Source organism: bacterium, from assembly GCA_016873475.1.
In the GTDB taxonomy this organism is placed as follows: domain Bacteria; phylum Krumholzibacteriota; class Krumholzibacteriia; order JACNKJ01; family JACNKJ01; genus VGXI01.
Genome location: VGXI01000033.1, coordinates 1 through 21,986, shown reverse-complemented (window position 1 = coordinate 21,986; position 21,986 = coordinate 1). Strand labels below are relative to the sequence as shown.

At 69.9% G+C, this 21,986-nt stretch carries 17 protein-coding genes; 3 read left to right on the top strand and 14 right to left on the bottom strand.

Annotated elements, in window-relative coordinates:
• The first annotated feature begins 298 nt into the window (after nucleotides 1–298).
• The gene (locus FJ251_04765) at nucleotides 299–844 is read left to right on the top strand and encodes a hypothetical protein (protein ID MBM4117045.1); all 546 of its coding nucleotides are present in this window, start codon (nucleotides 299–301) and stop codon (nucleotides 842–844) included.
• A gap of 52 nt (nucleotides 845–896) precedes the next feature.
• Here the strand turns inward: FJ251_04765 and FJ251_04760 are convergent, their stop codons facing one another.
• The 11 genes from FJ251_04760 to FJ251_04710 form a co-directional block, all read right to left on the bottom strand.
• Nucleotides 897–1,778 (bottom strand): hypothetical protein, encoded by an 882-nt coding sequence (locus tag FJ251_04760; protein ID MBM4117044.1) that lies wholly within the window; start codon nucleotides 1,776–1,778, stop codon nucleotides 897–899.
• A 147-nt stretch (nucleotides 1,779–1,925) separates the two neighbouring features.
• Entirely contained in the window at nucleotides 1,926–2,207 is a 282-nt protein-coding gene (locus FJ251_04755; GenBank protein MBM4117043.1) for a hypothetical protein, read from the bottom strand.
• Between the two features lie 9 nt (nucleotides 2,208–2,216).
• Complete coding sequence (locus tag FJ251_04750) at nucleotides 2,217–5,795, bottom strand: CoA activase (protein MBM4117042.1); 3,579 nt, start codon at nucleotides 5,793–5,795, stop codon at nucleotides 2,217–2,219.
• Nucleotides 5,792–7,582 (bottom strand): activator of (R)-2-hydroxyglutaryl-CoA dehydratase, encoded by a 1,791-nt coding sequence (locus FJ251_04745; protein MBM4117041.1) that lies wholly within the window; start codon nucleotides 7,580–7,582, stop codon nucleotides 5,792–5,794. Before FJ251_04745 ends, FJ251_04750 begins: the two co-directional genes overlap by 4 nt.
• A 202-nt stretch (nucleotides 7,583–7,784) precedes the next feature.
• Nucleotides 7,785–9,815 (bottom strand): hypothetical protein, encoded by a 2,031-nt coding sequence (locus FJ251_04740; GenBank protein ID MBM4117040.1) that lies wholly within the window; start codon nucleotides 9,813–9,815, stop codon nucleotides 7,785–7,787.
• Between the two features lie 205 nt (nucleotides 9,816–10,020).
• Entirely contained in the window at nucleotides 10,021–11,388 is a 1,368-nt protein-coding gene (locus tag FJ251_04735; GenBank protein ID MBM4117039.1) for a hypothetical protein, read from the bottom strand.
• 10 nt (nucleotides 11,389–11,398) lie between these two features.
• The gene (locus FJ251_04730; protein MBM4117038.1) at nucleotides 11,399–12,052 is read right to left on the bottom strand and encodes a hypothetical protein; all 654 of its coding nucleotides are present in this window, start codon (nucleotides 12,050–12,052) and stop codon (nucleotides 11,399–11,401) included.
• Nucleotides 12,049–12,690 carry an RNA polymerase sigma factor gene (locus FJ251_04725; GenBank protein ID MBM4117037.1) on the bottom strand — a complete coding sequence of 214 codons (642 nt, stop codon included), beginning with the start codon at nucleotides 12,688–12,690 and terminating at the stop codon, nucleotides 12,049–12,051. Before FJ251_04725 ends, FJ251_04730 begins: the two co-directional genes overlap by 4 nt.
• Nucleotides 12,691–12,699: 9 nt before the next feature.
• On the bottom strand, nucleotides 12,700–13,050 hold the full coding sequence (locus tag FJ251_04720) for a hypothetical protein (GenBank protein ID MBM4117036.1): 351 nt from the start codon (nucleotides 13,048–13,050) through the stop codon (nucleotides 12,700–12,702).
• A gap of 29 nt (nucleotides 13,051–13,079) precedes the next feature.
• Nucleotides 13,080–13,874, bottom strand: coding sequence for a class I SAM-dependent methyltransferase (locus tag FJ251_04715; GenBank protein ID MBM4117035.1), 795 nt, complete (start codon nucleotides 13,872–13,874; stop codon nucleotides 13,080–13,082).
• 89 nt (nucleotides 13,875–13,963) lie between these two features.
• Nucleotides 13,964–14,809 carry a DUF58 domain-containing protein gene (locus FJ251_04710; protein MBM4117034.1) on the bottom strand — a complete coding sequence of 282 codons (846 nt, stop codon included), beginning with the start codon at nucleotides 14,807–14,809 and terminating at the stop codon, nucleotides 13,964–13,966.
• Nucleotides 14,810–14,992: 183 nt separating this feature from the next.
• Here FJ251_04710 and FJ251_04705 point away from each other — a divergent pair, with 183 nt between their 5' ends.
• Both FJ251_04705 and FJ251_04700 read left to right on the top strand, forming a co-directional pair.
• Nucleotides 14,993–15,532, top strand: coding sequence for a flavodoxin (locus FJ251_04705; GenBank protein ID MBM4117033.1), 540 nt, complete (start codon nucleotides 14,993–14,995; stop codon nucleotides 15,530–15,532).
• Between the two features lie 48 nt (nucleotides 15,533–15,580).
• Nucleotides 15,581–16,792 (top strand): T9SS type A sorting domain-containing protein, encoded by a 1,212-nt coding sequence (locus FJ251_04700; GenBank protein MBM4117032.1) that lies wholly within the window; start codon nucleotides 15,581–15,583, stop codon nucleotides 16,790–16,792.
• Here FJ251_04700 and FJ251_04695 read toward each other — a convergent pair whose 3' ends face one another.
• The 3 genes from FJ251_04695 to FJ251_04685 all read right to left on the bottom strand — a co-directional run.
• Nucleotides 16,793–20,638, bottom strand: a complete 3,846-nt coding sequence (locus FJ251_04695) for a hypothetical protein (GenBank protein MBM4117031.1) — start codon at nucleotides 20,636–20,638, stop codon at nucleotides 16,793–16,795. It abuts the gene before it with no gap.
• 126 nt (nucleotides 20,639–20,764) lie between these two features.
• Entirely contained in the window at nucleotides 20,765–21,268 is a 504-nt protein-coding gene (locus FJ251_04690) for a hypothetical protein (GenBank protein ID MBM4117030.1), read from the bottom strand.
• Between the two features lie 28 nt (nucleotides 21,269–21,296).
• A partial coding sequence (locus FJ251_04685; protein MBM4117029.1) for a MoxR family ATPase occupies nucleotides 21,297–21,986 on the bottom strand: 690 nt, incomplete at its 5' end.

Sequence of the window (21,986 nt, the reverse complement as noted above, 5' to 3'; positions counted from 1 at the left end):
GACCACGGAGAGGTCCCGCTCGCAGCAGCCGCGCAGCGCGCTCACCGTGGCCGGCCCGCCGGCCGCGGCGAGGCGCAGCAGCAGGGCGAGACGGTTCGGGTCGCCGAGCGCCTTGAAGAGCGCCGGACTGAGCAGGCCGTCGAGGGCGGCACCGTCTGCTGATTTTGCTTGCATGGCGATGCAAATATAGCCCATGGTGATGCCAGCGCAAGGAGGAATTCCCGGCGGCACTTCGGAAACAGCGGTAGACTTCACGCGTGAAGCTGCGGCTCGCGGAGGTGGCCTCGTGAGGATGTCGTTGGCACTGCTCCTTCTCCTCACGCTCCCGGGAGGCTCGCTCGCGGACTACCAGCCGGCGGAGGTTTACGTCGTCTGCAACCTCGGACTTTGGGTCGAGGCCATCCTTGCGGCCGAGTTCGCCATCGACCACCTGCCCGGCGCGGCAATGGCCCAGGTCACCGAACACTGGAACACGCAGCCCGTCATCGGAAAGCTGGAGACGGGCATCGCTCTGGCCTTCCAGGAACCGCTCGCAGGCCCGCTGGCCGTCCTCGGTCGCCTGGAGTTCATCGCCTGGCAGCCTTTCCCGTCTGACTACGTCATCGATGTCGTTGAAGACTCCTGGGGGGTCTTGAAGGTCGTGGACGCCGACGGGGCCGAGGAGATCCAGGTGCTGGGCGGCCGGCACACGTTCAACTGCTCGAACTGGTGCGATTGTCACCTCGGCTCGCCGTCGATCGGCCTCTACACCGATGAAGCGGCGTCGGCCTGCTGCCAAGACATCGACGTCTTCACGCCGCTTGCATCCGAAGGCAGTTGGGGAGCGCTGAAGTCGCTCTATTAGTCGCAGGGACCGGCCTGCGCGCCCGCGCAGCGTCCCCGCCCCCGGGGGCGGGCTAGTCCCAGCGCAGGCCGCGCTCGATGTAGAGCTTGAGCAGGCAGAGGAAGGCCGCCCAGCCCTGCTTGTAGTCGGTGGAGTCGCGGTCGGTGGAGAAGCCCGTGTGGCTCAGCTTCACGCGCGAGCCCGAGCCCTCGGGCAGCAGGGCCCAGCGCACCCTCGTCTCGGGCTCGCCGGGCCAGCGCCAGCCGTAGGCGATGAGGGCGTCCTGCTCCAGCTCCTTGAGCACCGTCGGCCCGGCGGGCACGGCCACTCCGTCCACGGTCTCCGTCCAGCCGAAGTCGTAGACGCCCCCCACGCGCAGCTCCACCTTGGCTCGCCGCGAGAGCCAGGCGTCCATGCGCGCGGGCAGGGTCAGGGTTTGGAAGACCTGCGGCGGCGGCGCGGCCAGGGGCAGCTCCAGCTCGACATCGCCCCTGGCCTTCGTGTAGTCGAGGCGCAGCATGGGCCCGCCGGTCCCCAGGTACCAGCCGAGGTTGAGCAGGGCGATGCGCCAGAAGTCGGCGAACATCTCGCGGGTGCGCGGCTCCACGCTCTCGCCGAGCAGCACGTGGCGCAGGCGCAGGCGGCAGCTCCGCTCGCTGCCCTCGAGGTCCAGGTGCACCTCCGTCGGCAGGGCGGCCAGATCCCAGCGGAAGGAGAGCTGGCCCGGCGCCTCGAAGCGGGTGAGGTACTGCCCGCCCGAGACCCGCTTCTCGCTCCAGAGCGTGTAGCGGCCCCAGAAGGCGTAGCTGCCGTGGAGGCGCGGCGTGACGTCGGCGAGTTCGGTGAACCAGATGATGAGCTGCTCGGCTTCGCTGAGCGCCGCGAAGACCCGCTCGGGCCGGAATTCCAGGCGCAGCGTCTTCTCGAAGAGCGGCGGGGGCGTCGCGGCGGGCATCCTCGTCCTCACTGCCGGGCGGCGCCGGACGGCGCCCGGATCGGTCAAGGCCGGCCGCAGAGTAAGCGGAGGCTGCCGAAACTGGCAAGCTAAGGATGCGGATCGCCGCCGGGGCTGCCGGGCGGATGGGCGCCGGCGGCGAGGAGCTCAGGCGGCGATTTCGGCCAGGGCGGCGGCCAGCTCCTCGCGGCTGACCGCCTCGCCGGCGTTCAGCCGCTCGAGCAGGGCGGCGATCAGGGCCTTGGCCCGCTCGCCGTGCTCCAGAGCGATGAAGCCGTCCAGCACGTGCTCGCCGGCCAGGGCGCGGCCGATCTCGAGGTCGCGGCTCCGCTCGCTGAGCTCGGTGAAGTAGACCACCCGGTAGCGGCGGTCGTAGCCGGCTTCGCGGTAGATCTCGAACATGATCTTGTCCGACTCGAGCCGCGCCACCTCGCCTCCTCAGGACGCCCGCCGGCCGGCCGCGGCGGACTCCGCCTCGGCGTCCACCTGCGCATGCTCGTGGGGCGCGCCCGCCGGCTCGCCGCCGCGCAGACGGCGCTCCAGCTCGGCCAGCTCCCGCTCCACCCGCTCGCGCTTGTGCCGCTGCCTGACGAGCTGCTCGCGGTGCGTGCGCAGGAAGTAGTCGATCGTCTCGACGCGGATCTTGATCGAACCGGCGGGCTTGTTCTCGTCGATGTCCTTGAAGCTGAAGCAGGGCGTGCCGGAAGCCTCGGGGATCTCCTCGACGAGGGCGTAGATCGGCGCGTCGTGGCCGCACTTGAAGTTGGACAGCTCCAGCGCCACCAGGTTCGGGTGCCGCGCCACGTACTTGGCCGCGAACACCTTGAAGCTGGTGTTCTCGCTGTAGCTGTTGGCCCAGACGTCCGCCACGCTGAGCGGGTCGGCGATGCGACCGGCGGTGAGGTCCTCGCCGAAGAGCCGCGCCAGGCGCTCGGGCTCCAGCGGCAGGGCGGCCTGGCTCAGGATCGGGTAGCCCAGCTTCTGGAATTCCTCGAGGATGCCGTGATTGATGCCCGGGTCGTTGTGGTAGGGCCGTCCGAGCAGCACGATGCCGAGGCGATCCTCGATCTCGAGGCGGCGCAGCACCTCGGCCCCGCGCTCGCGCTGGTCGGCCATGAAGCGCGCGAGGGCACGGTAGCCCTCGGACACCGCGTGCGCATTCTCGGCCTCGGTCAGGCCGAGGCGCTCGCCGAAGGCGGCCAGCAGCTGCCGCTCGCAGAGCTTCGGCTCGCCGGGATTGACGAAGGTGTCGAGGTAGGCGATCCCCGCCTCGGCGAAGAGATCGCTCTCCTTGGTGAAGGCCGCCTTCACGGCTTCAGGCGTGGTCGCCACCGTCGGGCAGGAGCGGTGTCCCACGCAGCCGAGGAGGTCGCTGGGCAGGTCGTCGATCATCGGGAAGAAGATCAGGTCCAGCGGCTGCTTGGCGTGCTTGACCAGGAGCAGGTTATGCACGTGCGGGATACCCAGCTTGCTCGGGAAGCAGGGGTCGACGGCGCCGCGCTTGGCGCCGGCGCGGTAGAGCTCCTCGCTCGTGTAGTCGGACCAGACGAGGTTCGCGGCCGGCACGCCCAGGCTCTCGAAGTAGGCCGTGAAGAGCGGCGCCAGCGAGTACAGGTTGAGCACGCGCGGCAGGCCGATGCGCAGGCGCGCCCGCCGCGCGCGCGCCGCTGCGCGCGCCCTCGCCTCGCGGCTGCGCCAGGGGAAGCGCCCGTCGACCGCCGGCGCCGGCTGTGGCGACCAGGAGGCGAAGGCGCTCGTCGCGGCATAGGCGACGAGGTCGGGGTTCGCCTTCTTCACCGCGTCGAGGCCGCGCTTGATCTCGCGCATGTCGGCGACGTCCTCGACCGTGCCCTTCTCGCAGGTGGCGATGATGATGCGCTGCGTCGGCGGCGCCGGCGGGGCGGCCGGCGCGCTGACCGCCGCCGCGACCGGCTCCTCGGGGGTGCGGATGCGCGCGGCGTGCGGCTCCTCGGGCCCCTGCTTGTAGCTGAAGGCCTGGCCCTCGCCCGCGCCGCCGGCCGTCGCCACGTCGATGAAGGTGCGCAGGCACTTGTTCTTGCAGAAGTAGCAGCGCGTGCTCTCGTCGCGGCGGGTCGTGTACTCGATCCTCGCCACCGCGTCCAGGCCGATGAAGCGCGTGGGCCGCCCCTCGCCCCAGAGCCGCGCCGCCTCGAGCGCGGCGCCGATCGCGCCCGACTCGCCCGTGTGCTTGTGCACGAAGACGTCGGGCGCCTCGTCCTTACCCGCGAAGCGCCCCTCGATGAAGTCCACCTGCGCCTTCACCGCGGCCAGGTTGTACTGGGTGCCGCCCTGCAGCACGAAGCGCCGGCCCAGCTTGGCGAGGTTCGGTATCTGGCTCACGTAGAGCCAGATGTTCTTGGGCAGCACGGCGGCGAGGCCGGCCATGATCTCCTCGGCCCGCCAGCCCTGGCGCTGGAAGTCGACGATGTCCGACTGCATGAACACCGCGCAGCCGTAGCCGAAGGTCGGCATCGCCGTGGCGCTGAAGGCGGCCTCGGCGAAGTCCTCCACCGCGAAGCCGAAGCCCGCCGCCGCGCTCTGCAGGAAGTAGCCGTTGCCGGCCGAGCACTGGGTGTTGAGCTTGAAGTCCTTGACCTGGCCGTTCTTGAGCAGGATCAGCTTGATGTCCTGCCCGCCCACGTCGCAGATGACGTCCACGTCGTCGTAGTAGTGGAGCGCGCTCTTCGTGTGGGCCACGGTCTCGACGAGGGCGACGTCGGCGCCGAGGGCGTCCTTGAGCACGTCCTTGGCGTAGCCGGTGGTGCCCAGGCCGAGCACCTCCAGTCGCACTCCCTGCGATTCCACCTGCTCGCAGAGCAGGCGGAACATCTCCATGCTGTCCTCGATCGGGTTGCCCTGGCTGAGGCGATAGGCCTTGGCGAGCAGCTCGCGCTCGGGGCTCATCAGCACGGCCTTGGTCGAGGTGGAGCCGCCGTCCAGGCCGACGAAGCCGCGCACGGTCTCGCCCGGCGTGAAGCGCGCGGGCTGCCAGGTCTCGCGGCGGAAGCGCTGCCTGAAGGCGTCCAGCTCGCCCTCGTTCGCCCAGAGCGCGCGCGAGCCGCGCGCCTGCTTCTCGGCTTCACGCCCTTCCGCGAGGTAGCGCTCGAGCGCCGCGCGACCCCGGTAGGCGCCGACTGCGGCCTCCTCCTCGCGGCCGAACTCGACGGCGCCCAGCGCGGCGAAGTACTGCGCGCTCTCCGGCACCACGATCAGTTCCTCGACGGGGCGGTCGGGTACCGCGACCTTGCGCTCCTCCCACATCGCCGGGATGTTCGCGCGCCAGGCCTCCACCATGCCGCGGATGTAAGTGTTCGGCCCGCCGAGCAGCAGCACCACCGGCCGCAGCGTGTGGCCGCGCGTGAGCACGGACAGGTTCTGCTGGACGATGGACTCGAAGAGCGAGGCCATCAGCTCGCCCGTGGGCACGCCCTGCTTTTGGAGGCCGTTGATGTCCGTCTCGGCGAAGACGCCGCACTTGCCGGCCACGTGGTGCAGCTTGATCCCCGCGTAGCCCTGGTCGGCGAGCTGCTCGGCGGGGATCCTGAGCTTGGCGTTGATCTTGTCGATCACCGCGCCCGTGCCGCCCGCGCACTTGTCGTTCATCGAGGGGATCTTCTTCTTGCGCCCCTCGCCCTCGGGCGCCTTGAAGACGATGATCTTCGCATCCTGGCCGCCCAGCTCCACCACCGAGTTCGCCTCGGGGCAGTAGCGCTCGACCGCCAGACTGACCGCGGTGACCTCCTGGACAAACTTGCCGCCCAGGTGCCGCGCGAGCGCGGCGCCGCCGGAGCCGGTGAGGAAGAGGCGCAGCCGCTCGGGCGCGAGGCCAAGCTCGCTCTCGATGCGCGTCAGGAACTCCAGCACCTTCTCGGGCTGCTTCGTGAAGTGGCGCTGGTAGTCCCGCCAGAGCACGCGGCCGCCCGGCTCGCAGACCACGGCCTTGACCGTGGTCGAGCCGACGTCCAGCCCGGCGATCAGCGGCGCCGCACGGCTCACTTGAGGCCTCCGGCGGCGGCGAGCGTGGCGGCGGGCGGCGCCGCGTCGGCGACGCCCGCGGCGCGCAAGCGCTCGCCCAGCGCCAGGGCAGTCAGCGCCGCGCGTCCGACGATGCCAGGGCGGTGCGGGAGCCGCGCGAGCGGCCGCGCCAGCTCGGGTACGCGCGCGAGCCCCGCCTGCAACGCCTCGAGGCTGTAGCCGCTGGCCGCCACCGCGCGCTCGAATTCCTCGCGCGCCTTGACGCGCGCCTCGCCGAGGGCCATCTGCACGCGGCTGTGCGCGTTGATCTCGCCCTCGCCCGAGGTCTCGATCGGCAGGTAGATCATGTCGGGGAAGCGCGACTGCACGGCGGCCTGCGCGCCGTCGGACTGCGTGGAAGGCATGCAGCCGAAGGGCTTCAGGCTGAGCACCATGTGGGCGAGGCCCTTGTTGTGGTAGTAGATGTTCTTGGCGACCTCGAGGTGGCCCTCGCCGCCGCCCGCGCGGCTGTTGTAGAAGGGATGCCCCATGCGCTCCAGTTCGAGCTGATCCACCGGCGCGTGCGCCGTGCCGCCGAGGGCCAGGCGCAAGCGCGCGTACTCGCGCTCGAAGAGGCGGGCCGCGAGATCGAGGCGCCGGATCTGCCGCCAGGCGCGCCACTCGACGCCGGCGCGCGCTCGCGGCCGCCGCCAGCTCGGCACGACGAAGCCCTCGGCCAGGCCCTTGCGGTCGCGGATCTTGTTCTGGGCGCCTTGCACCATGTAGAGGATCCAGGTCGCCACGGGCTCGGTGAGCACTTCGGCGCCCTCGCGCTCGAGGAAGCGGAACATGTTGAAGTTGCCGTCGCCCTCCGTGGTCTGCGCCCAGAACTCACCGGTCACCTTGACGCGCGGCTTGGCCCGCAGGGGATCGATGGCGACCGCGTCGAAGCGCGCGCGGGCCCGCGCCGCGGCGGCGACCAGCGCCTCGTCCCGCAGCGCGGCGAGGAACTTCGCCCAGCCGTCCAATCGCCGGCCGCCGGGCAGGCGGCGCAGGGCGCGACCGCGGCTCGCGGCGAGCACGAAGGGCCGGCGCGCGCGCAGGGTGGCGCCAATGTCGTCCACCGCGGCCCGGAGCGCGCGGTCGGTGGCCCCGGTCTCGCGCTCGTAGGGACGGATCTGGTTCGCCACCTCGCCGAGCAGGTCGCCCAGCATCATCGCGTAGAGAATGGCGAGGAAGAAGTCCAGGTTCAGCGCGAGCCCGGCCTCGGCCTGCTCCTGGTCGAGCCCGCCCGACTGCTGGAAGACGATGACGCGCAGGCCCTCGAAGCCGGCGTTGCGCAGGGCGAGGCGGTACTCGTTCTCGTACATACCGAAGCGGCAGGGCCCGCAGGCGCCCGCGGTGAAGAAGACGTAGCGCTCGGCGATCTCCGCGCGGCTGAGGCCTTGCGCCTCGAGCCCTTGCAGATACTGCACGAGATTGCCCACGGTGAAATAGGTCGGGTTGCACTGGCCGTTGTTGCCGAACTCGCGGCCGATCTGGAAGGCGGCGACGTCCGGCGTCGGCAGCGCGGCGCAGCGGTAGCCGAGCGACTCGAGCGCGGACTGGATCAGCTGGTCGTGCTTCCAGGTGAGGCCACCGAAGAGCAGGGTCGTTTCGGCGCACTCGTGGGCGAGGAAGGGCCGCTGCTTCGGCGTCGCGTAGTGCCGGCGCTTGCCCGTGTCGACGAGCCCGGCTTCGGCTTCGAGGCGCTGGCGAGCGGCGGCGAGCCGCTCCTGGATCGTGGCTTCATCCAGAGGCAATCCCCTGGGAGTCGTCCCGCTGGCCATGGCTCCCTCCTTGGCGAGTTTCCGGCCTCGTTACCCGAGGGACTGGCCCTAGACGAACCTGCCCGCACGGGGCGGGCAGGGCGGTCCAGGACTCCGGAGACTCTAGCGCGGGCAAACCCGGGACTCAAGGCCAAACTCGGAGTCGCGAGTCCAGCCTGGGCTGTGGGCTGGCCGGGGCGCGAGCAGCCGCTCGCGCTGGCCATCACTTGAGGAGCACGGCTTTCGCGCAGACCGACATACCCTCTTCACTGCGCAGCCGGATGAGATAGACGCCAGCAGGGAGACGCGAGCCTGCCACGTCGCGGCCATCCCAGAGGACGACGTGGCGGCCAGGCGCCTTGGTGCCAAGTGGGCGTTCAAGCAGCCGCCGGCCGCGCACGTCGAAAACCTCGAGCGCCACGGCGGCCTCCCGCGCTAGCTCGAACACGACCTTCGCTTGCGGCCCGACCGGATTGGGAGTCAGGCCGTGGAGTTGCAGCGAGGCAGCGCTCGAGCGTGTCGTCTCGGGCGGCCGCGAGCGCGGCAGCAACCCACCTCCCTTGAGGGCTACCGTGTGCGTCTCGCCGCCGCTCACGGACGTGTAGTCGTGATTCGGCAAGGGCACAGCGCACTGGCCAAAGTTATTCCGGCCCCAGGCAACGATGCGTCCATCGGCTTTGACGCCGAAGCTGGTCCATGGACCGGCCGCGACGGCAACGAATCCCGCATTGGGAGCCGGCACGTCGCACTGCCCAAAGTGATTGCTGCCCCAAGCGATGATCCGCCCGTCTGCCTGGAGTCCCAGGCTATGATAGATCCCGGCGGCCACGGCCACGAAGCCGCTATTCGGCACCGGCACGTTGCACTGGTGGAGGGGGTTGAATCCCCAGGCCAAGATGCGACCGTCCTGCTTCAGCCCCAGACTATGGTATCCACCTGCGGCGATGGCGGTGAAGTCGCGGTTGGGCACCGGTACGTTGCACTCGCCATCGATGTTGTATCCCCAGGCAGTGATACCGCCGTCGTTTCTCAGGCCCAGACTATGCCGCCCGCCGGCCGAGACCGCCGCGAATCCCGAATTCGGACCGGGGATCGTGCACTGCCCCTGGGCATTCAGGCCCCAGGCGGCGATGGAGCCATCTGCCCGCAGCGCGAGCGAATGATAGTAGCCCGCATCGGTTGCGGTGAATCCGGCGTTTGGCTCGGGCAGGGTGCACTGCCCGAGATCGTTCCTGCCCCAAGCCGCGATGACTCCGTCCGCGCCCAGCGCCAGGCTGAATCCGAAGCCCCCGCTGACCTCGAGCCAGCCCGCTGGATTCGTGGGTGCGCCGACCTGGCCGTAGGCGTTGCTGCCCCAGGCGGCACAGGAACCGTCGCTACGGAGGGCAAGGCTATGCGCTCCTCCGGCGGTGATGCTCACGAATCCCGTGTTGAGCTCGACGACTTGACACTGCCCTTCGCTGTTCCGCCCCCAGGCGACGATCGAGCCGTCGGCCTTCAGGCCCAGGCTGTGCGCACCGCCCGCGGCGATGGCGATAAACCCGGCGTTCGGCGTGGGCACATCGCACTGGCCATCTCCGTTGCTCCCCCAAGCGACGATCGACCCGTCGGTCTTGAGCCCGAGACTGTGCGCGCCACCGGCGGCGATGGCCGTGAAGTCGGCATTCGGCTCCGGGATGTTGCACTGGCCGTCGGTGTTGCAGCCCCAGGCCGCAAGGGCTCCCTCCCGCCGCAGACCCAGGCTGTGGATACTGCCCGCCGCAATCTCTGCGAAGTCCCAACCAATGGGCGGCACGCTCTGGCCATAGTCGTTCCGGCCGTAGCCCCGAATCCGTCCGCTGCTCTTGAGGAGCAGTGCATGGCCGCCGCCCGCGGAGATCCGGATGACCTCCGTATGGGGCGGCGGGCTGCTCTGACCGTATTCGTTGTCACCCCAGCCGATCATCATGCCGTCCGCGCGCAAGGCAATGCAGAACTCGCTCCCGGCCGACACCGCCAGGAACCTGCCCGCCGGTACCGGGGGATTGCACTGGCCGCTGTCGCCCCGTCCCCAGGCAATGAGCCTGCCGTCCGCGCCCAGACAGATGTTGTGCTGGCCGCCGGCGTCGACGGCGACCACGCCCTCGAGCCGGGTCGGATCGCGGAGGCTCTGGCTCCCCCAGCCGATGATCTCGTCCGCCGGCTGCGCAGCCGCCGGCGTGGGGGGGAGACCGAGGAAGAGCGCTAACGCTGGAGACGATCGGCGCCGAGTCATCGTCCACCTCCTCCATTTGCCGGTCGCCAGCACCGATTGCTTGCTGGACGTCGACCCGCGGGCGCGTCCGGCATTACCGGTCGAGCGTCTCCAGCATACAGCATCTGATCGACTGCGGCAATCGAGGGCGGTAGGATGTCCGCGAAGAAGATGTGCGGGGCGTCGCGACGAGCAGCAGGGTCGGGGCGGTGAGCAGCGCAGCCTCCTACTTGTTGATGATCTCCTCGAGGAACTCGGCCGCGCGCGGGTGCTGCGACTGGCCGATCCAGAAGACCGCCATCGTGCGCAACTCGGGGTCCTGCTCTTGGCGGACGATCGCCATCAGCTTCTCGGCCGCCTCGTCGCCCCTCTGCTGCGAGAGCGTGAAGATCACCTGCTCCTTCAGCTTGCGATCGGCGCTCGACTGGTAGAGCCCGAAGATGTCCGCCACCGGCACGCTGCCGAGCTGCCCGGCCCAGAAGACGGCGCGGCAGCGCAGCGCGAGCGACTCCTTGGGATTGCGCGCCACCTCGAGCAGCCAGCCCTGCATCTCCGCGCCCGACTGCGAGGCAGCGAAGAGCACTTGCTCCTTCACCTCGGCGTCCTCGAGCTGGCCGTAGAGCTCGCGCAGGGTCGCCGCGCTCTGCTTGCCGCCGCGCTGGCCGATCCAGAAGATCGCCCGCCCGCGGCTCTCGGCATCGACCTTGGGATCGCGCGCGACCTGGCGCAGCACGGCCAGCGCCTCGTCGCTCTCCTGTTGCGAGACGGCGAAGAGGGCCTGCTCGCGCGACTCGGCGTCCGTCTTGGGATCTGCGAGCACCTCCTTCAGCGCGCCCATCGCCGCAGGGCTGTCCTCCTGGCCGAGCCAGAAGATGGCCATCTGCCGCACCTCGGGATCGGGGTCCTCGCGCACGGTCTGCACGAGCAACGCGGGCACCGCGGGGTCATCGTGCTGCGCGAGGATGAACAGCGCCCGCGCGCGCAGCGCGCCAGTCGCCGGCGTGCGCTCGGCGAGCAACCTCTTGAGGATGGGCAAGGCGCGCTGGCTGTCCATCTGCATGAGGGCGTTGAGCGCGGTCATGCGCAGCTCGAGCTCGGCCTCGGCGGGATCGCTCTTCGCGCCGCGGCGCTTGCGCTCGTCCGTCTGGGCGAGCTGCGCGGCCAGCTCTTCGGCCTCGCGCGTGACGCGGTAGGCCGCTGCCGCGTCGCCGCTCTTGGCGAGCTGGGTCTCCAGGCGCAGGGCGAGCTCGCGCGCGTCGGCCAGGTGCTCGGCCTTGGGGAAGTCGGCCTGGAGTTCGGCGAGCAAGTCCAGTGCCTGCGCCAGGTCGTCGCTGGCGGCGCGGCGGCTGCGGCTGAAGGCCTCCCAGTAGAGCGCGTCCGCCGTGAAGCGCGATTCGGGGAAGCGCGCGCGCAGCGCCTGGAAGGCCGCCACCGCGCGCTCGTACTGGGCCGCATTCAGCTCGCGCCGCGCAGCGAGGAAGGCCTCCTCGATCTCGTCCGCCCGCAGGGCCGGCGCGAGCAGCGCGCCGAAGAGCAGCGCCGCGAGCAGTGTCCGGCCGAGACCGGGCGTCCCGCGAGGATGGTTCCTGTGCATCGTCTACCTCCTAGACACCCTGGGGGATGTCGCCAGCGGGAATCCGTTCGCGCAGGCGGGGCAGGAGCCGCCGCGCTTCGAGACCCTCGGTGATCAGCGCCCGCTCGGTGGGATCGCCGCTGGCCGATGCCTCGGCGATCTGGACCAGAATCAGCTCGAGGTCCTCGAGCAGGCGCTTCAGTTCGGGATCGGCGGCCGCGGGCGAGTCGAGCAGGAGTCGCGCCTCGAGCAGCAGCTCCTTCGCCCAGCCGGCCTGTTCGCTATCCGCGCCCGGCGGCCAGGCCGCGCTGCGGAACTGGGTGAGCAGCGCCTCGCTGCGCGCGAGCACCGGCGTCGACGCCAGGCGGTAGATGAGGGCCGCCTTCTCGCGCCCGTGCTCCTCGGCCTGGCCGACGAGGGCGCGCTCGGCGTCCTCGCGCAGCGTGTCGCGCCCGATCATGATGCCGACGAGGAGCAGCGCCGCGGCGGCAGCCGGCAGCCAGAGCCAGGGCGAGCGCCACTGCGGCCGCGGCCGCGCTTCGCGCGCCCCGCGCTCGGCCTCGATGCGCGCCCAGAGGCGATCGCGCGGCGCCTCCGGCGGGCGGTGGTAGTCGCGGAGGGTCTCGGCGATGAGGGCGTCGAGACGGCTCTCGTCGTCGTGGTGGCGGTCGCCCGGCGTGTTCATCGCGCCTCCTGCCCGCGCGCGCGGCGGCGATCGGGGTCCAGCTCGCCCAGGCGCGCGCGCAGCTCGGCGCGCGCTCGGTGCAGGCGGGCCTTCGAGGTGCCCTCGGGGATGCCGAGGATCTCGCCGATCTCCGTGTGCGTGTAGCCGTCCGCTTCGTGCATCAGGAAGACCATCCGCAGCTCGTCCGGGAGGCGATCGACCGCCGCAAGCAGGCTCAGGCGCAGCTCGCGGTCAGGGGCGCTGCGGTCGACGACGCTCTCCCACTCCTCGGCGGGCTCCATGGCCCAGTGCCTGCGGGCCTTCAGCTTGCGCAGGCCGTTGAGCACGACGGAGCTGGCGATCGAGTGCAGCCAGGTCGAGAGGGCGGCCTGCCCGCGGAAACCGGGCAGGTAGGCGAAGGCCCGCACGAAGGTCTCCTGGGTGAAGTCCTCGGCGAGGGTCGCGTCGCCGCTCATCCGATAGGCCAGGCGGTAGACGCGGTCGACGTGGGCGTCGTAGAGCGCCCGCTCGGCCGTCCGTTCGCCCCGCAGGGCCGCGGCGATGAGTTCGCTGTCCGGCACGGCGGCTCCCGTCGCTGTCCATGTACTCGGCAGGTGAGACACGGCTGCCGGCCGGAGCGTTCGCGGGTCGACGAAGATCCCGGCGGGCTAGAGCGGAATCACCTTCGCCGCGCCGAGCTGGGCCGCAACGATGTCGCCCATCCCGCCCACGACCCCGACGGCCACCTGGTCGAGCACCTCGAAGTGGTCCAAGCAGGTCTTGCAGAGCACGAGGTGGACGCCCACCGCCTCCCAGCGTTTCAGCTCCTCGAGCACCGGCGAGCCGTCCAGGGCCAGCTTGACGCCGTCCGCGTAGAAGCAGACCACCTCGGGCAGGTGCCCGTTCGCCTCCACGACCTTGAGCCAGGTCTTGATCAGCTTCTCCTGCAGCTCGGGCTCGGCATCGCCCATGCCCGCGCGGGCGATGAGGACGACGGTGGACTCCTTCGCAGCGCTCATGCAGCCTCCTGCGCCCGCGGGCGCGGCGTTCAGTCGCGGCGGGCGACGAGCAGCAGTTCGCCGCCGTCTTTGCCGCTGAAGGGGGTGCCGGCGTGATCCTCGTAGACCGCCTCGACGGCGAAGCCGGCGCGCGCGAGCAAGTGCTCGGCCTCGAAGCGGTAGAGCCAGCGCATCGGGAAGCTGTGCACGAGCTTATCCTCGCCACCACCGGGGTAGCCGACCCGGTAGATCAGCTCCACCTCCGAGCACTGCTCGGCGAAATCGCGGTTCACGATGCGGTAGCCCCGTCGGACCTGCCGGCCGTCCGGCATCCGGAAGGGCGCTTCCTCGTCAAGGACCTCCTCGCGGTTGGGGTCGATGAGGAACCGCAGCGAGGGGTTGAAGAGATCGAGCACCAGGCGGCCGCCGGTGTTCAGGTGCGCGCGCACGCAAGCCAGGCAAGCCAGCTCGTCCTCGACGGTGAGCAGGTGCTGGAAGCTGCGGAAGGGCGCGACGGCGAGCGCGAAGCGGCGGCCGAGCGCAAAGTTGCGCATGTCGGCCAGCAGGAGGTGCGCGCGCCGGCGAACGGTCTCCGGTTCGCGGGCGATCTTCTCGACGCAGACAGCGAGCATGCCGCGCGAGCTGTCGATCCCGCAGACCTCGGCGCCCGCGCGCAGCATCGGTAGCATCACGCGCCCCGTGCCGCAGCCCAGCTCGAGCACCGGGCCGCCCGCCGCGGCGGCCAGCGCGCGGTAGAACTCGAGATCCCGGCGGTCGGCATAGGGGGGAACGTGATCGTAGAACTCGGCGACGAAGCCGTCGTAGCCACCCTCATCCCGCACCATGGCGCGCCTCCTGCCGTGCCGGGTCCACGGGGAGCCTAGCAGGAACGGCGGCGCTTGTCACCCACCGGCGCGTCGCCTGCGCGGCGCGTTCAGCGCTGGCGGGCGCGGCGGTCGAGCACGCGGCGCAGCGCAACGTCGAAGGGTGTGTCGGTGGTGAGCGAAACGTAGTCGATGCGGTGCTCCCGGCACTCGCTCTCGAGCTGCTGGACCCAGGCCGCGACCCGCTCGCCCGCCTCGCGGCGGATGAACCAGGGCTGCGTGCGCAGGGTCTCGCCGGTCTCGAGGTCCTCCAGACGCACTTCGCGGCGCAGGTCGAGGTCGCGCTCCAGGGGATCGAGCACGTGGAAGACGAGCACCTCGTGGCCGCGGTGGCGGAAGTGCTTGAGGCCCGCCAGCACGCGCTCGGGCTCGTCGAGCAGGTCGCTGATCAGGATGACGAGCCCGCGCCGCTTGACCAGCTCGGCCGCGCGGTGCAGGGTCGCGCCGACGTCGGTGAGGCCGCCTGGCCTCTGCTGATCGATCGTGGTCAGCAAGTCGTAGAGGTGGCGGCGTACGCTGCGCGCGGGCAACACCTGACGGATCCGCTCGTCGAAGGTGATCAGGCCGACGGCGTCCTGCTGTCGGATCAGCAGGTAGGCAAGTCCCGCGGCCAGCATGCTCGCGTAGCGGAACTTGGTCACGCGGCCCGCGTCGCCCGCAAAGTCCATCGAGCGGCTGCCGTCCAGCAGCAGGGTGCCGCGGAGGTTGGTCTCCTCCTCGAAGAGCTTGACGTAGTGGCGGTCGGTCTTGGCGTAGACCTTCCAGTCGATCCTGCCCACGCTGTCGCCTGGGTTGTACGCCCGGTACTCGGAGAACTCAACCGAGAAGCCGTGGAAGGGGCTGCGGTGCAGGCCGGCGATGAAGCCCTCGACGACGAGCCGGGCGATCAGCTCCATGCTGTCGAGGCGGCTGAGCGTCTCGGGCTCGAGGAAGCGGCCGAGGCGGGTGGCGACGGGCACGCGCGGCTCCTGGCGGCGGGTTGGGCGGGCGCTATCCGGATCCCGTGATCTTCATAACTGGCGCTGTCTTGACGGGTTACACCAGCGGCCCCATTATGTCACAAGCAGAGAGCGGGGGCCATGACTGAAGTCGGCATCTTCTACGGCAGTTCCCAGGGCGCGACCAAGCAGGTCGCGCGCAAGATCCAGCGCGCCTTCGGCAAGGAGGCGGTCCTGCACGACGTGCGCAAGTCCACGGTGGCCGATCTCGCGCCCTACGCGCTCATCATCTTCGGGTCGCCGACCTACGAGAAGGGCAAGCTCCAGGAGGACTGGTATCCCTTCCTCGAGGCGCTGAAGACCGAGGGCATCGAGCTCACGGGCAAGCTGGCCGCGGTCTTCGCCCTCGGCGACCAGAAGAAGTACGAGAAGAGCTTCGCCGACGCCCTCGCGCCCCTCGCCAAGAAGCTGAAGAAGCGCGGCGCACACCTGATCGGCGCCTGGCCCACCGAGGGCTACGCCTTCAAGGCGTCGACGGGCGTCAAGAAGGGTCGCTTCCTCGGGCTCGTCATCGACGAGGACCGCCAGGCCGTGCTCACCAGCGAGCGCGTGCAGGCCTGGGTGGTCCAGCTCAAGGCCGAGCTGTCCGCGTCGAGCGAGGCGCCGCGCTCCGCCGGCTAGCCCGCCTCCACCAGCGATTCCGCCTGCGCGTTTGCCCGCCGGCCGGGGATGGTCTACACTCGTGGCCTGCCCGGAGGTGATGGGATGCGCCGTGCCCCTGCCCTGCTGCTGCTCCTCCTGCTCGCCGCGCCCGCCTGGGGCTACCAGACCGAGCGCGCCGTGCTGGTCATCATCGACGGCCTGCGCTACAGCGAAGGCCTCGGCGACCCGACGCAGGCCCACGTCCCGCAGATGGCGGCGCTCGCGGCGCAGGGCGCGCTCGTCGAGACCTGCCTCAACCTCGGCATCACCTACACCAATCGCGCCGTGCCGGCCATCTGGTGCGGCGGCTACACGGAGATCTTCGAGTTCGTCGATCCCGACTGCGGCGGCGCGAACAACAACTACACGGCCCTGCCCACGGTTTTCGAGTACTTCCGCAAGCAGAAGCAGAAGGCGCCCGAGGACTGCATCTACGTGCTCAAGAACGTGGGCTGTCCCTGGCGCGGCAGCATGCACCCCGACTACGGGCCCGACTGGTGGCCGCTCTACGACATGGCCGGCTACACGGACGCGAGCGTCTGGGCCGAAGCGCAGTCGGTGCTGGCGGGCGAGAGCCCCGAGCTGCTCCTCATCTACCTGGCCGACGTCGACCACTACGGCCACGCGGGAAACTGGACCAACTACCTGGCCGCGATCGAGGCGGCGGACGCCATCGTCGGCGCGCTCTGGGCGCGCTTGCAGGAGCTTCCGGCCTACGCCGGCAAGACGACGCTGTTCGTCACCAACGACCACGGCCGGCACACGACGAACTGGACCGGCCACGGCGACGGCTGCGCGGGCTGCCGCCGCGTGCAGCTCCTCGCCGTCGGCCCCGACACGCCGGCCGGGCTGGTCTCGACCACGCCGCGCGAGACGATCGACGTCGCGCCCAGCATCGGGCTCCTGCTGGGCTTCACCACCGAGTATGCGACGGGTGTCGCCATGAGTGAGCTCTTCCCGGGCAGCGGCGTGGATCCGCTGCCAGCCGGGATGGACCTCGCGGCCTGGCCCAACCCATTCCGCGGGGAGACGACCCTGCGGCTCGCCGCCGCGGCGCCGGCGGCGACGACGGTGGAGCTCTTCGACCTCGCGGGCCGGCGCGTCGACACGCTGCCCCTGGCCGCGAACGCCGAGGCCGCAACGTGGACGCCGCCGGCCGAGCTGGCCAGCGGCGTCTACTTCGCACGGGTCGATATCGCGGGCGAGCGCCTCACGCGCCGCCTGGTACTACTGCGTTGACTATCGCAGCAGGGTGAGCTTGCGGTGGAGTTCGATTTCGCCCGTGTCCAGGCGGAGGAGATAGATCCCGCTCGCGGCTTCCTCGCCCGCGGCATCGCGGCCGTTCCAGACCGCTTCGTGCCAACCCGCGGGTAGCGCTACCCGCTCCATCAGCGCGGTCACCCGCCGGCCCGCGACGTCGAAGATCTCCAGCGTAACGCTCCCCGCGGCCGGCAGCCCGAAGCGAATGCTCGTGCTCGGGTTGAAGGGATTGGGATGGTTCTGCGCCAGGGTAATGCGCTGGGGGAGTTCGCCTTCGGCCGCCGTCCCCCCCGCGCAGCCTTCACCAAAGGCACCCATTTGTACGCCGCAGCTGTTGTAGTCCGGGAGGCAGGGTGAAGTCGATTCCAGCGTGAGGTCCGCGCTGGCGAGGTCGCAGAATCGCGGATCGGCGGCGATGTTGCCGCTCAGCCCGGTTTGGTCTGCGAGGCTGCCCAGGTAGTCGCCGCCCGTGTTGCCGTAGACGTCCGAGCAAACGAGCTGCACGGCGCTCGTTTCGCTCGCGTCGAAGATGCCGCCGTGCTCGGTCGCGAAGGCGACGATGCAATCCTCGAAGCGCGGAGCGGCGTCCTCGACGAAAATGGTACCGCCCTGCGTGTCGGCGCCGTTGGCAACGAAGGTGCAGCGGCTGAACTCCGGGCTCGCGCCATGGCTGAAGTAGCCAGCGCCGCCGTATCCGGGCCGGCCGTAGCTGCTACTTGCACCATTGCCGTAGAAGAGACAATCCTCGAAGCGTGGCGAACCGCCCCAGGCGAGGACTGCCCCACCTTGACCATCGCTCCAGTATCCGCCTTCATCCACCCAGCCTGCGGTCACCGCGTTCTGGCGGAAGGTGCAGCCGAGGAAGCGCGGGCTGCCGTAGTAGTTGAAAACGGCTGCACCCATGAAGGCACTGTTCTGCGCGAATTCGCAACCCACGAAGGTCGGCGCCGAGTCTTCGCAGTACAGGCCGGCACCGCCGTAGTTGGAGTTGCCGGTGAAGAGGCAGTTTGTGACCGTGGGACTGGTACCCGCATCGAGCCTCAGCCCGGTGGAGTTCTCGGTGAATACCAAGTTCCGTAGCGTAGGCGAACTGCCGTTCGTGCACTGGATGCCGCCGAAGTGCGGGCTCCAGGATCCGGTCACCGTAAAACCATCGACAATGGAACCCGGACCCTCTCCGTTCACGAAGCGGATGCAGTACTCCCAACTGGTAATCGTCGTCACCTCCGGGCCGCCCGACGAGCGCAGGAGTACGGCCTTGCCGTGGAAGTCGAGAGAAGCGCTGACCGTCTCGGAGACCTCGTGCACGCCCGGCAGCACGGTGATCGTGTCCCCCGTCTGGGCGTAGTCCAGGCCGGCCTGGATCGTGGCGAAGTCCGTCGGGATCACGATTTGCGTGGGATGATCGGCGAGGTAGTCGTCATTCAAATGATCGGCGGCCAGGGCCGTATAGGTCCGCTGGGTGGGCGAAAAGAGCCAGCTCGTGTGCTCAGGATCGAGCGTGCCACTCCAGCCTGCTGGCAGGTGGACGCTGTAGCGGCCATCCTCATTCACCCAGAGTGGCACCGGCAGTCCCTCGACCGCCGTCCCCGGAATCGGAAGAGCATTCTCAGTGCATACGTCGCCGGCAATCTCGTAGAGCGGCGCCGCGCAACCCTGCCCCAGCGCTCCCATCTGGAGGCCGCAGCCGTTTCCGCCCGGCAGGCAGGGAGACTCCGCGTGCAAATGCCAATCGCCCGCGGAGAGGTTGCAGAAGAGGGGATCGACGGCGAGGTTCTCTTCCCCGCCCATGAAGTCCGCCAGCGTGCCCGTGTAGGCGTCGCCGGCATTGCCCCAGAGGTCGCTGCAAGTGATCGTGAGCGCCGGCAGTGGACTGAGTCCATGGATGCCCCCCTCGCTGGGCGTCACGCCGTTGAAGGCGATCACACTCGCTACGATCTGGGGATTGCCTCCCGCAAGAGCCAGACCCGCGCCGCCCGCGGGTCCGTCATTGGCAACGACCGTGCAAGACTCGATGACGGGTGAGGAATCGAGGCAGTAGAACCCACCACCCCAGTCCCCCGACGTGTTGTCGTGCACGAGCACCTGGCGCAGCACAGGGCTCGACTCGCTCATCGAGATCCCGCCGCCGCAGGTATGAGCGTAACAGCCCGCGATGATGATCTCCGCGAGCTGGGCCTCGGAAGCGTGGAGATGGATGCCGCCGCCCCAGGTCCACGCGGTGCAGTCCTCCACGCGGAGGTCGCGCAGCGTGGGCGATGCGTCGATGATGCGGAGTCCGGCGCCGGCGGCTGTCGCCACACCCGTGGTGTAGCCACGGCGAATCGTCAGCCCGGCGATCAGGGTCGCCGGGGTCTGACCACCCCCCACAACGAGGCCGCGGCCTCGAAGATCGCAGTCCAGAATGGTCTGCTCAGAGCCTCCGGTGCCAAGCATCACGATGTCGAATGCCGGCAGTGTCAATCCGTAGTTGCCGCTGCCCGTGTAGGTGCCGGGTGCGATGAGCACCGTGTCGCCGGGCAAGCAGGCCGCCAGGGCAGCGGCGATCGTCGAGTAGTCCTCGGGCACTTGATGCTTGGTGGCGTGCGTGCCTGTGTAGTCCTGCCCAAGCTGATTGGTGACCACGTTCGCATAGCTCCGCGAGGCCGGCTGGAAGTTGTAGGCGGGATGCGCGGGAGTCAGCGTCCCGCTCCAGCCAGCGAGCAGGTCAATCGCGTAGCTGCCGGTGATGTCCGTCTCGGGGGTCGTGAAGGGCAGGCCGCCGATCGCCACGTAGGGAATCGGCAGCGAGGCTTCGTCGCGGATCGTGCCGGCGATCTGCACGTGGAGCAGCGCGCAACCCTGGCCGCGGGCGCCGATCTGCAAACCGCAGGCATTGTTCGCGGGCAGGCAGGGCGACTGCGCATCCAGCTCGACATCGCGCCCGGCCAGATTGCAGAACCAGGGATCGAGCGAGAGGTTGCCGGCGGTGCCAGTTGGATCGACCATCGAGCCGGCGAAGTTGCCATCCTCATTGCCGAAGACGTCGCAGCAAGTCAGTGCGGCACTCGTGTTGGCGCGGCGGTAGATTCCGTCCCCCAGGGTATTGAAGGCCACTAGGCTCTCGGCCAGATTCAGGTGGCCATAGGAGTCCACGAAGATGCCCGCGCCGTAGTCGGCGCTGTTTCCCGCCGCCGTCAAGCGCACGGCATTCACCGTGGACTTGAGGAGATAGATGCCGCCGCCATAGTTGGAGCCGCCGTTCGTCGCATCATTGTCGAGAAGGACGATGTCGCTCATGGTCAGCAAAGACTCCTCGCAGGACAGCCCACCACCGTGATTGGTGGCATGGTTGTCCTCGAGGACGATCCCCGTCAGTATTGAAGCGGACTGGTAAAGGTGGATGCCGCCACCCCATGTAGGCGAGTTGCACTGCCTGATGATGAGGTCGCGGAGAGTAGGCGAAGCCCCTGCGATGCGAATCGCACCCCCGGCCGCCGGGTTGGCGCCGCCGGCTCCCGCACGCACGGTGAAGCCCTGCACGAGCGCGGCGGCGGTTTCCCCCTGGTGAATGTGGAACGCACGGGCTGAACCGCTGCACCAGATCGTCGTCTGGGCGGCGCCCTGCGCGCCGATGACGGCCAGGTTTCGTCCGCGCAACTCAAGATTGCAGTTGCCCGCCCCCTGATACCACCCGGCAGCGACGAGCACCGTGTCACCACTCGTTGCCGCGTCGATGCCGGCCTGGATCGTGGCCTGCTGGGATGGAACCCGAATCGTCACCGCCATGGCCGGTGCTGCGCTGACGCCCAATAGGCAAAGAAGAGCCGCCTGCGCCTTCTTCATCTCCGCACCTCCCGGGTCGGAAACGAGTATAGCGCAGGCGGCGTGCACCGGCAATGCGGCTGGGCGGCTACCCGGCCGGCGCGGCGGCGGGGGCTGCCATTCCAGCACCGCGCGTCGATGCAGCCGCTAGTAGGGCGGCGCCTCCATGCCGTAGGCGCTCCACTCCTCCTTGCTCGGCCCCATCACCCCCGGCACCGCGAGGCCGGCCTGGCGCATGAGCACCGTCATCTGGCCGCGGTGGTGGATCTCGTGGTTGAGCAGGATGCTCAGGGTCAAGCCGCGCGGCCACTGCTCGCCGTACATGTCGTCCATGACCTCGAGCGAGGCGTCGTTCCAGTTGGCCTTGATCGCCGCGGCCAGCTCCTCGGTGACGGCCGCATAGCCGGCGCGAATCGTGTCGGCGCTGGCCGGCGGCATGCTCTTGTCGTCGACGGCTTTCACGGTCAGCCCCGTGCGCGGCATCATCTCCGCGTAGCTGGTGACGAGGTGCCAGGCGAGCTGGCCCAGGGTGCGAAAGCCCGGGCCCACGGCCTGCCCGAGGCTCTTGTCCGTGAGCGCGGCGAACACCTTGCCGGTGGCCTCGCTGTTGGCGGCGAAGCTCTTCTCGAAGTCCTCGATCTTGCGGTACATGCGGCTCCTTGCTTGGCGGCGGGAGGGATCAATCGGCCACGCCGGCCAGGAGGCGCGCGACGACGGCATCCGCGTCCACACCCTCGGCCTCGGCGTTGAAGTTGGTGACCAGGCGGTGGCGGAGCACGCTGGGCGCCACCGCGCGCACGTCGTCGATGCCCGGCGCGGCGCGGCCCTCGAGGGCGGCCAGCGCCTTGGCGCCGAGGATCAGGTACTGCCCGGCGCGCGGCCCCGCGCCCCAGGCGATGAACTCGCGCACGAAGTCGGGCGCAGCGGCGTCCGGGCGGCTCGCCCGCGCGAGGCGCACGGCGTAGGCCAGCACGCGCTCGGCGACGGGGATGCGCCGCACGAGCTGCTGCAGCTCGACGATGTCGCGCGCGCTGAGCACGGCGGTGAGCTGCGGCGCGCCGCCCGTGGTCGTCGTCTCGACGATGCGCCGCTCCTCGCTCTCGCTCGGGTAGTCGACGCGCACGTTGAACATGAAGCGGTCGAGCTGGGCCTCGGGCAGCGGGTAGGTGCCTTCCTGCTCGATCGGGTTCTGCGTGGCGAGCACGTAGAAAGGCCGCTCGAGCTGGTAGGTGTGGCCGCCGGCCGTCACCTGGTACTCCTGCATCGCCTGCAGCAGCGCGGCCTGGGTTTTGGGCGGCGTGCGGTTGATCTCGTCGGCGAGCAGCACGTTGGTGAAGATGGGCCCCTGGATGAAGCGGAAGACGCGGGG

Bases quoted from the DNA above. Each gene is read 5' to 3' on its own strand.
- FJ251_04705 (MBM4117033.1), top strand. From the start codon at position 14,993: ATGACTGAAGTCGGCATCTTCTACGGCAGTTCCCAGGGCGCGACCAAG.
- FJ251_04730 (MBM4117038.1), bottom strand. From the start codon at position 12,052: ATGAACACGCCGGGCGACCGCCACCACGACGACGAGAGCCGTCTCGAC.
- FJ251_04695 (MBM4117031.1), bottom strand. From the start codon at position 20,638: ATGAAGAAGGCGCAGGCGGCTCTTCTTTGCCTATTGGGCGTCAGCGCA.
- FJ251_04720 (MBM4117036.1), bottom strand. From the start codon at position 13,050: ATGAGCGCTGCGAAGGAGTCCACCGTCGTCCTCATCGCCCGCGCGGGC.
- FJ251_04700 (MBM4117032.1), top strand. From the start codon at position 15,581: ATGGTCTACACTCGTGGCCTGCCCGGAGGTGATGGGATGCGCCGTGCC.
- FJ251_04745 (MBM4117041.1), bottom strand. From the start codon at position 7,582: ATGGCCAGCGGGACGACTCCCAGGGGATTGCCTCTGGATGAAGCCACG.
- FJ251_04760 (MBM4117044.1), bottom strand. From the start codon at position 1,778: ATGCCCGCCGCGACGCCCCCGCCGCTCTTCGAGAAGACGCTGCGCCTG.
- FJ251_04735 (MBM4117039.1), bottom strand. From the start codon at position 11,388: ATGCACAGGAACCATCCTCGCGGGACGCCCGGTCTCGGCCGGACACTG.
- FJ251_04715 (MBM4117035.1), bottom strand. From the start codon at position 13,874: ATGGTGCGGGATGAGGGTGGCTACGACGGCTTCGTCGCCGAGTTCTAC.
- FJ251_04740 (MBM4117040.1), bottom strand. From the start codon at position 9,815: ATGACTCGGCGCCGATCGTCTCCAGCGTTAGCGCTCTTCCTCGGTCTC.
- FJ251_04710 (MBM4117034.1), bottom strand. From the start codon at position 14,809: ATGGAGCTGATCGCCCGGCTCGTCGTCGAGGGCTTCATCGCCGGCCTG.
- FJ251_04690 (MBM4117030.1), bottom strand. From the start codon at position 21,268: ATGTACCGCAAGATCGAGGACTTCGAGAAGAGCTTCGCCGCCAACAGC.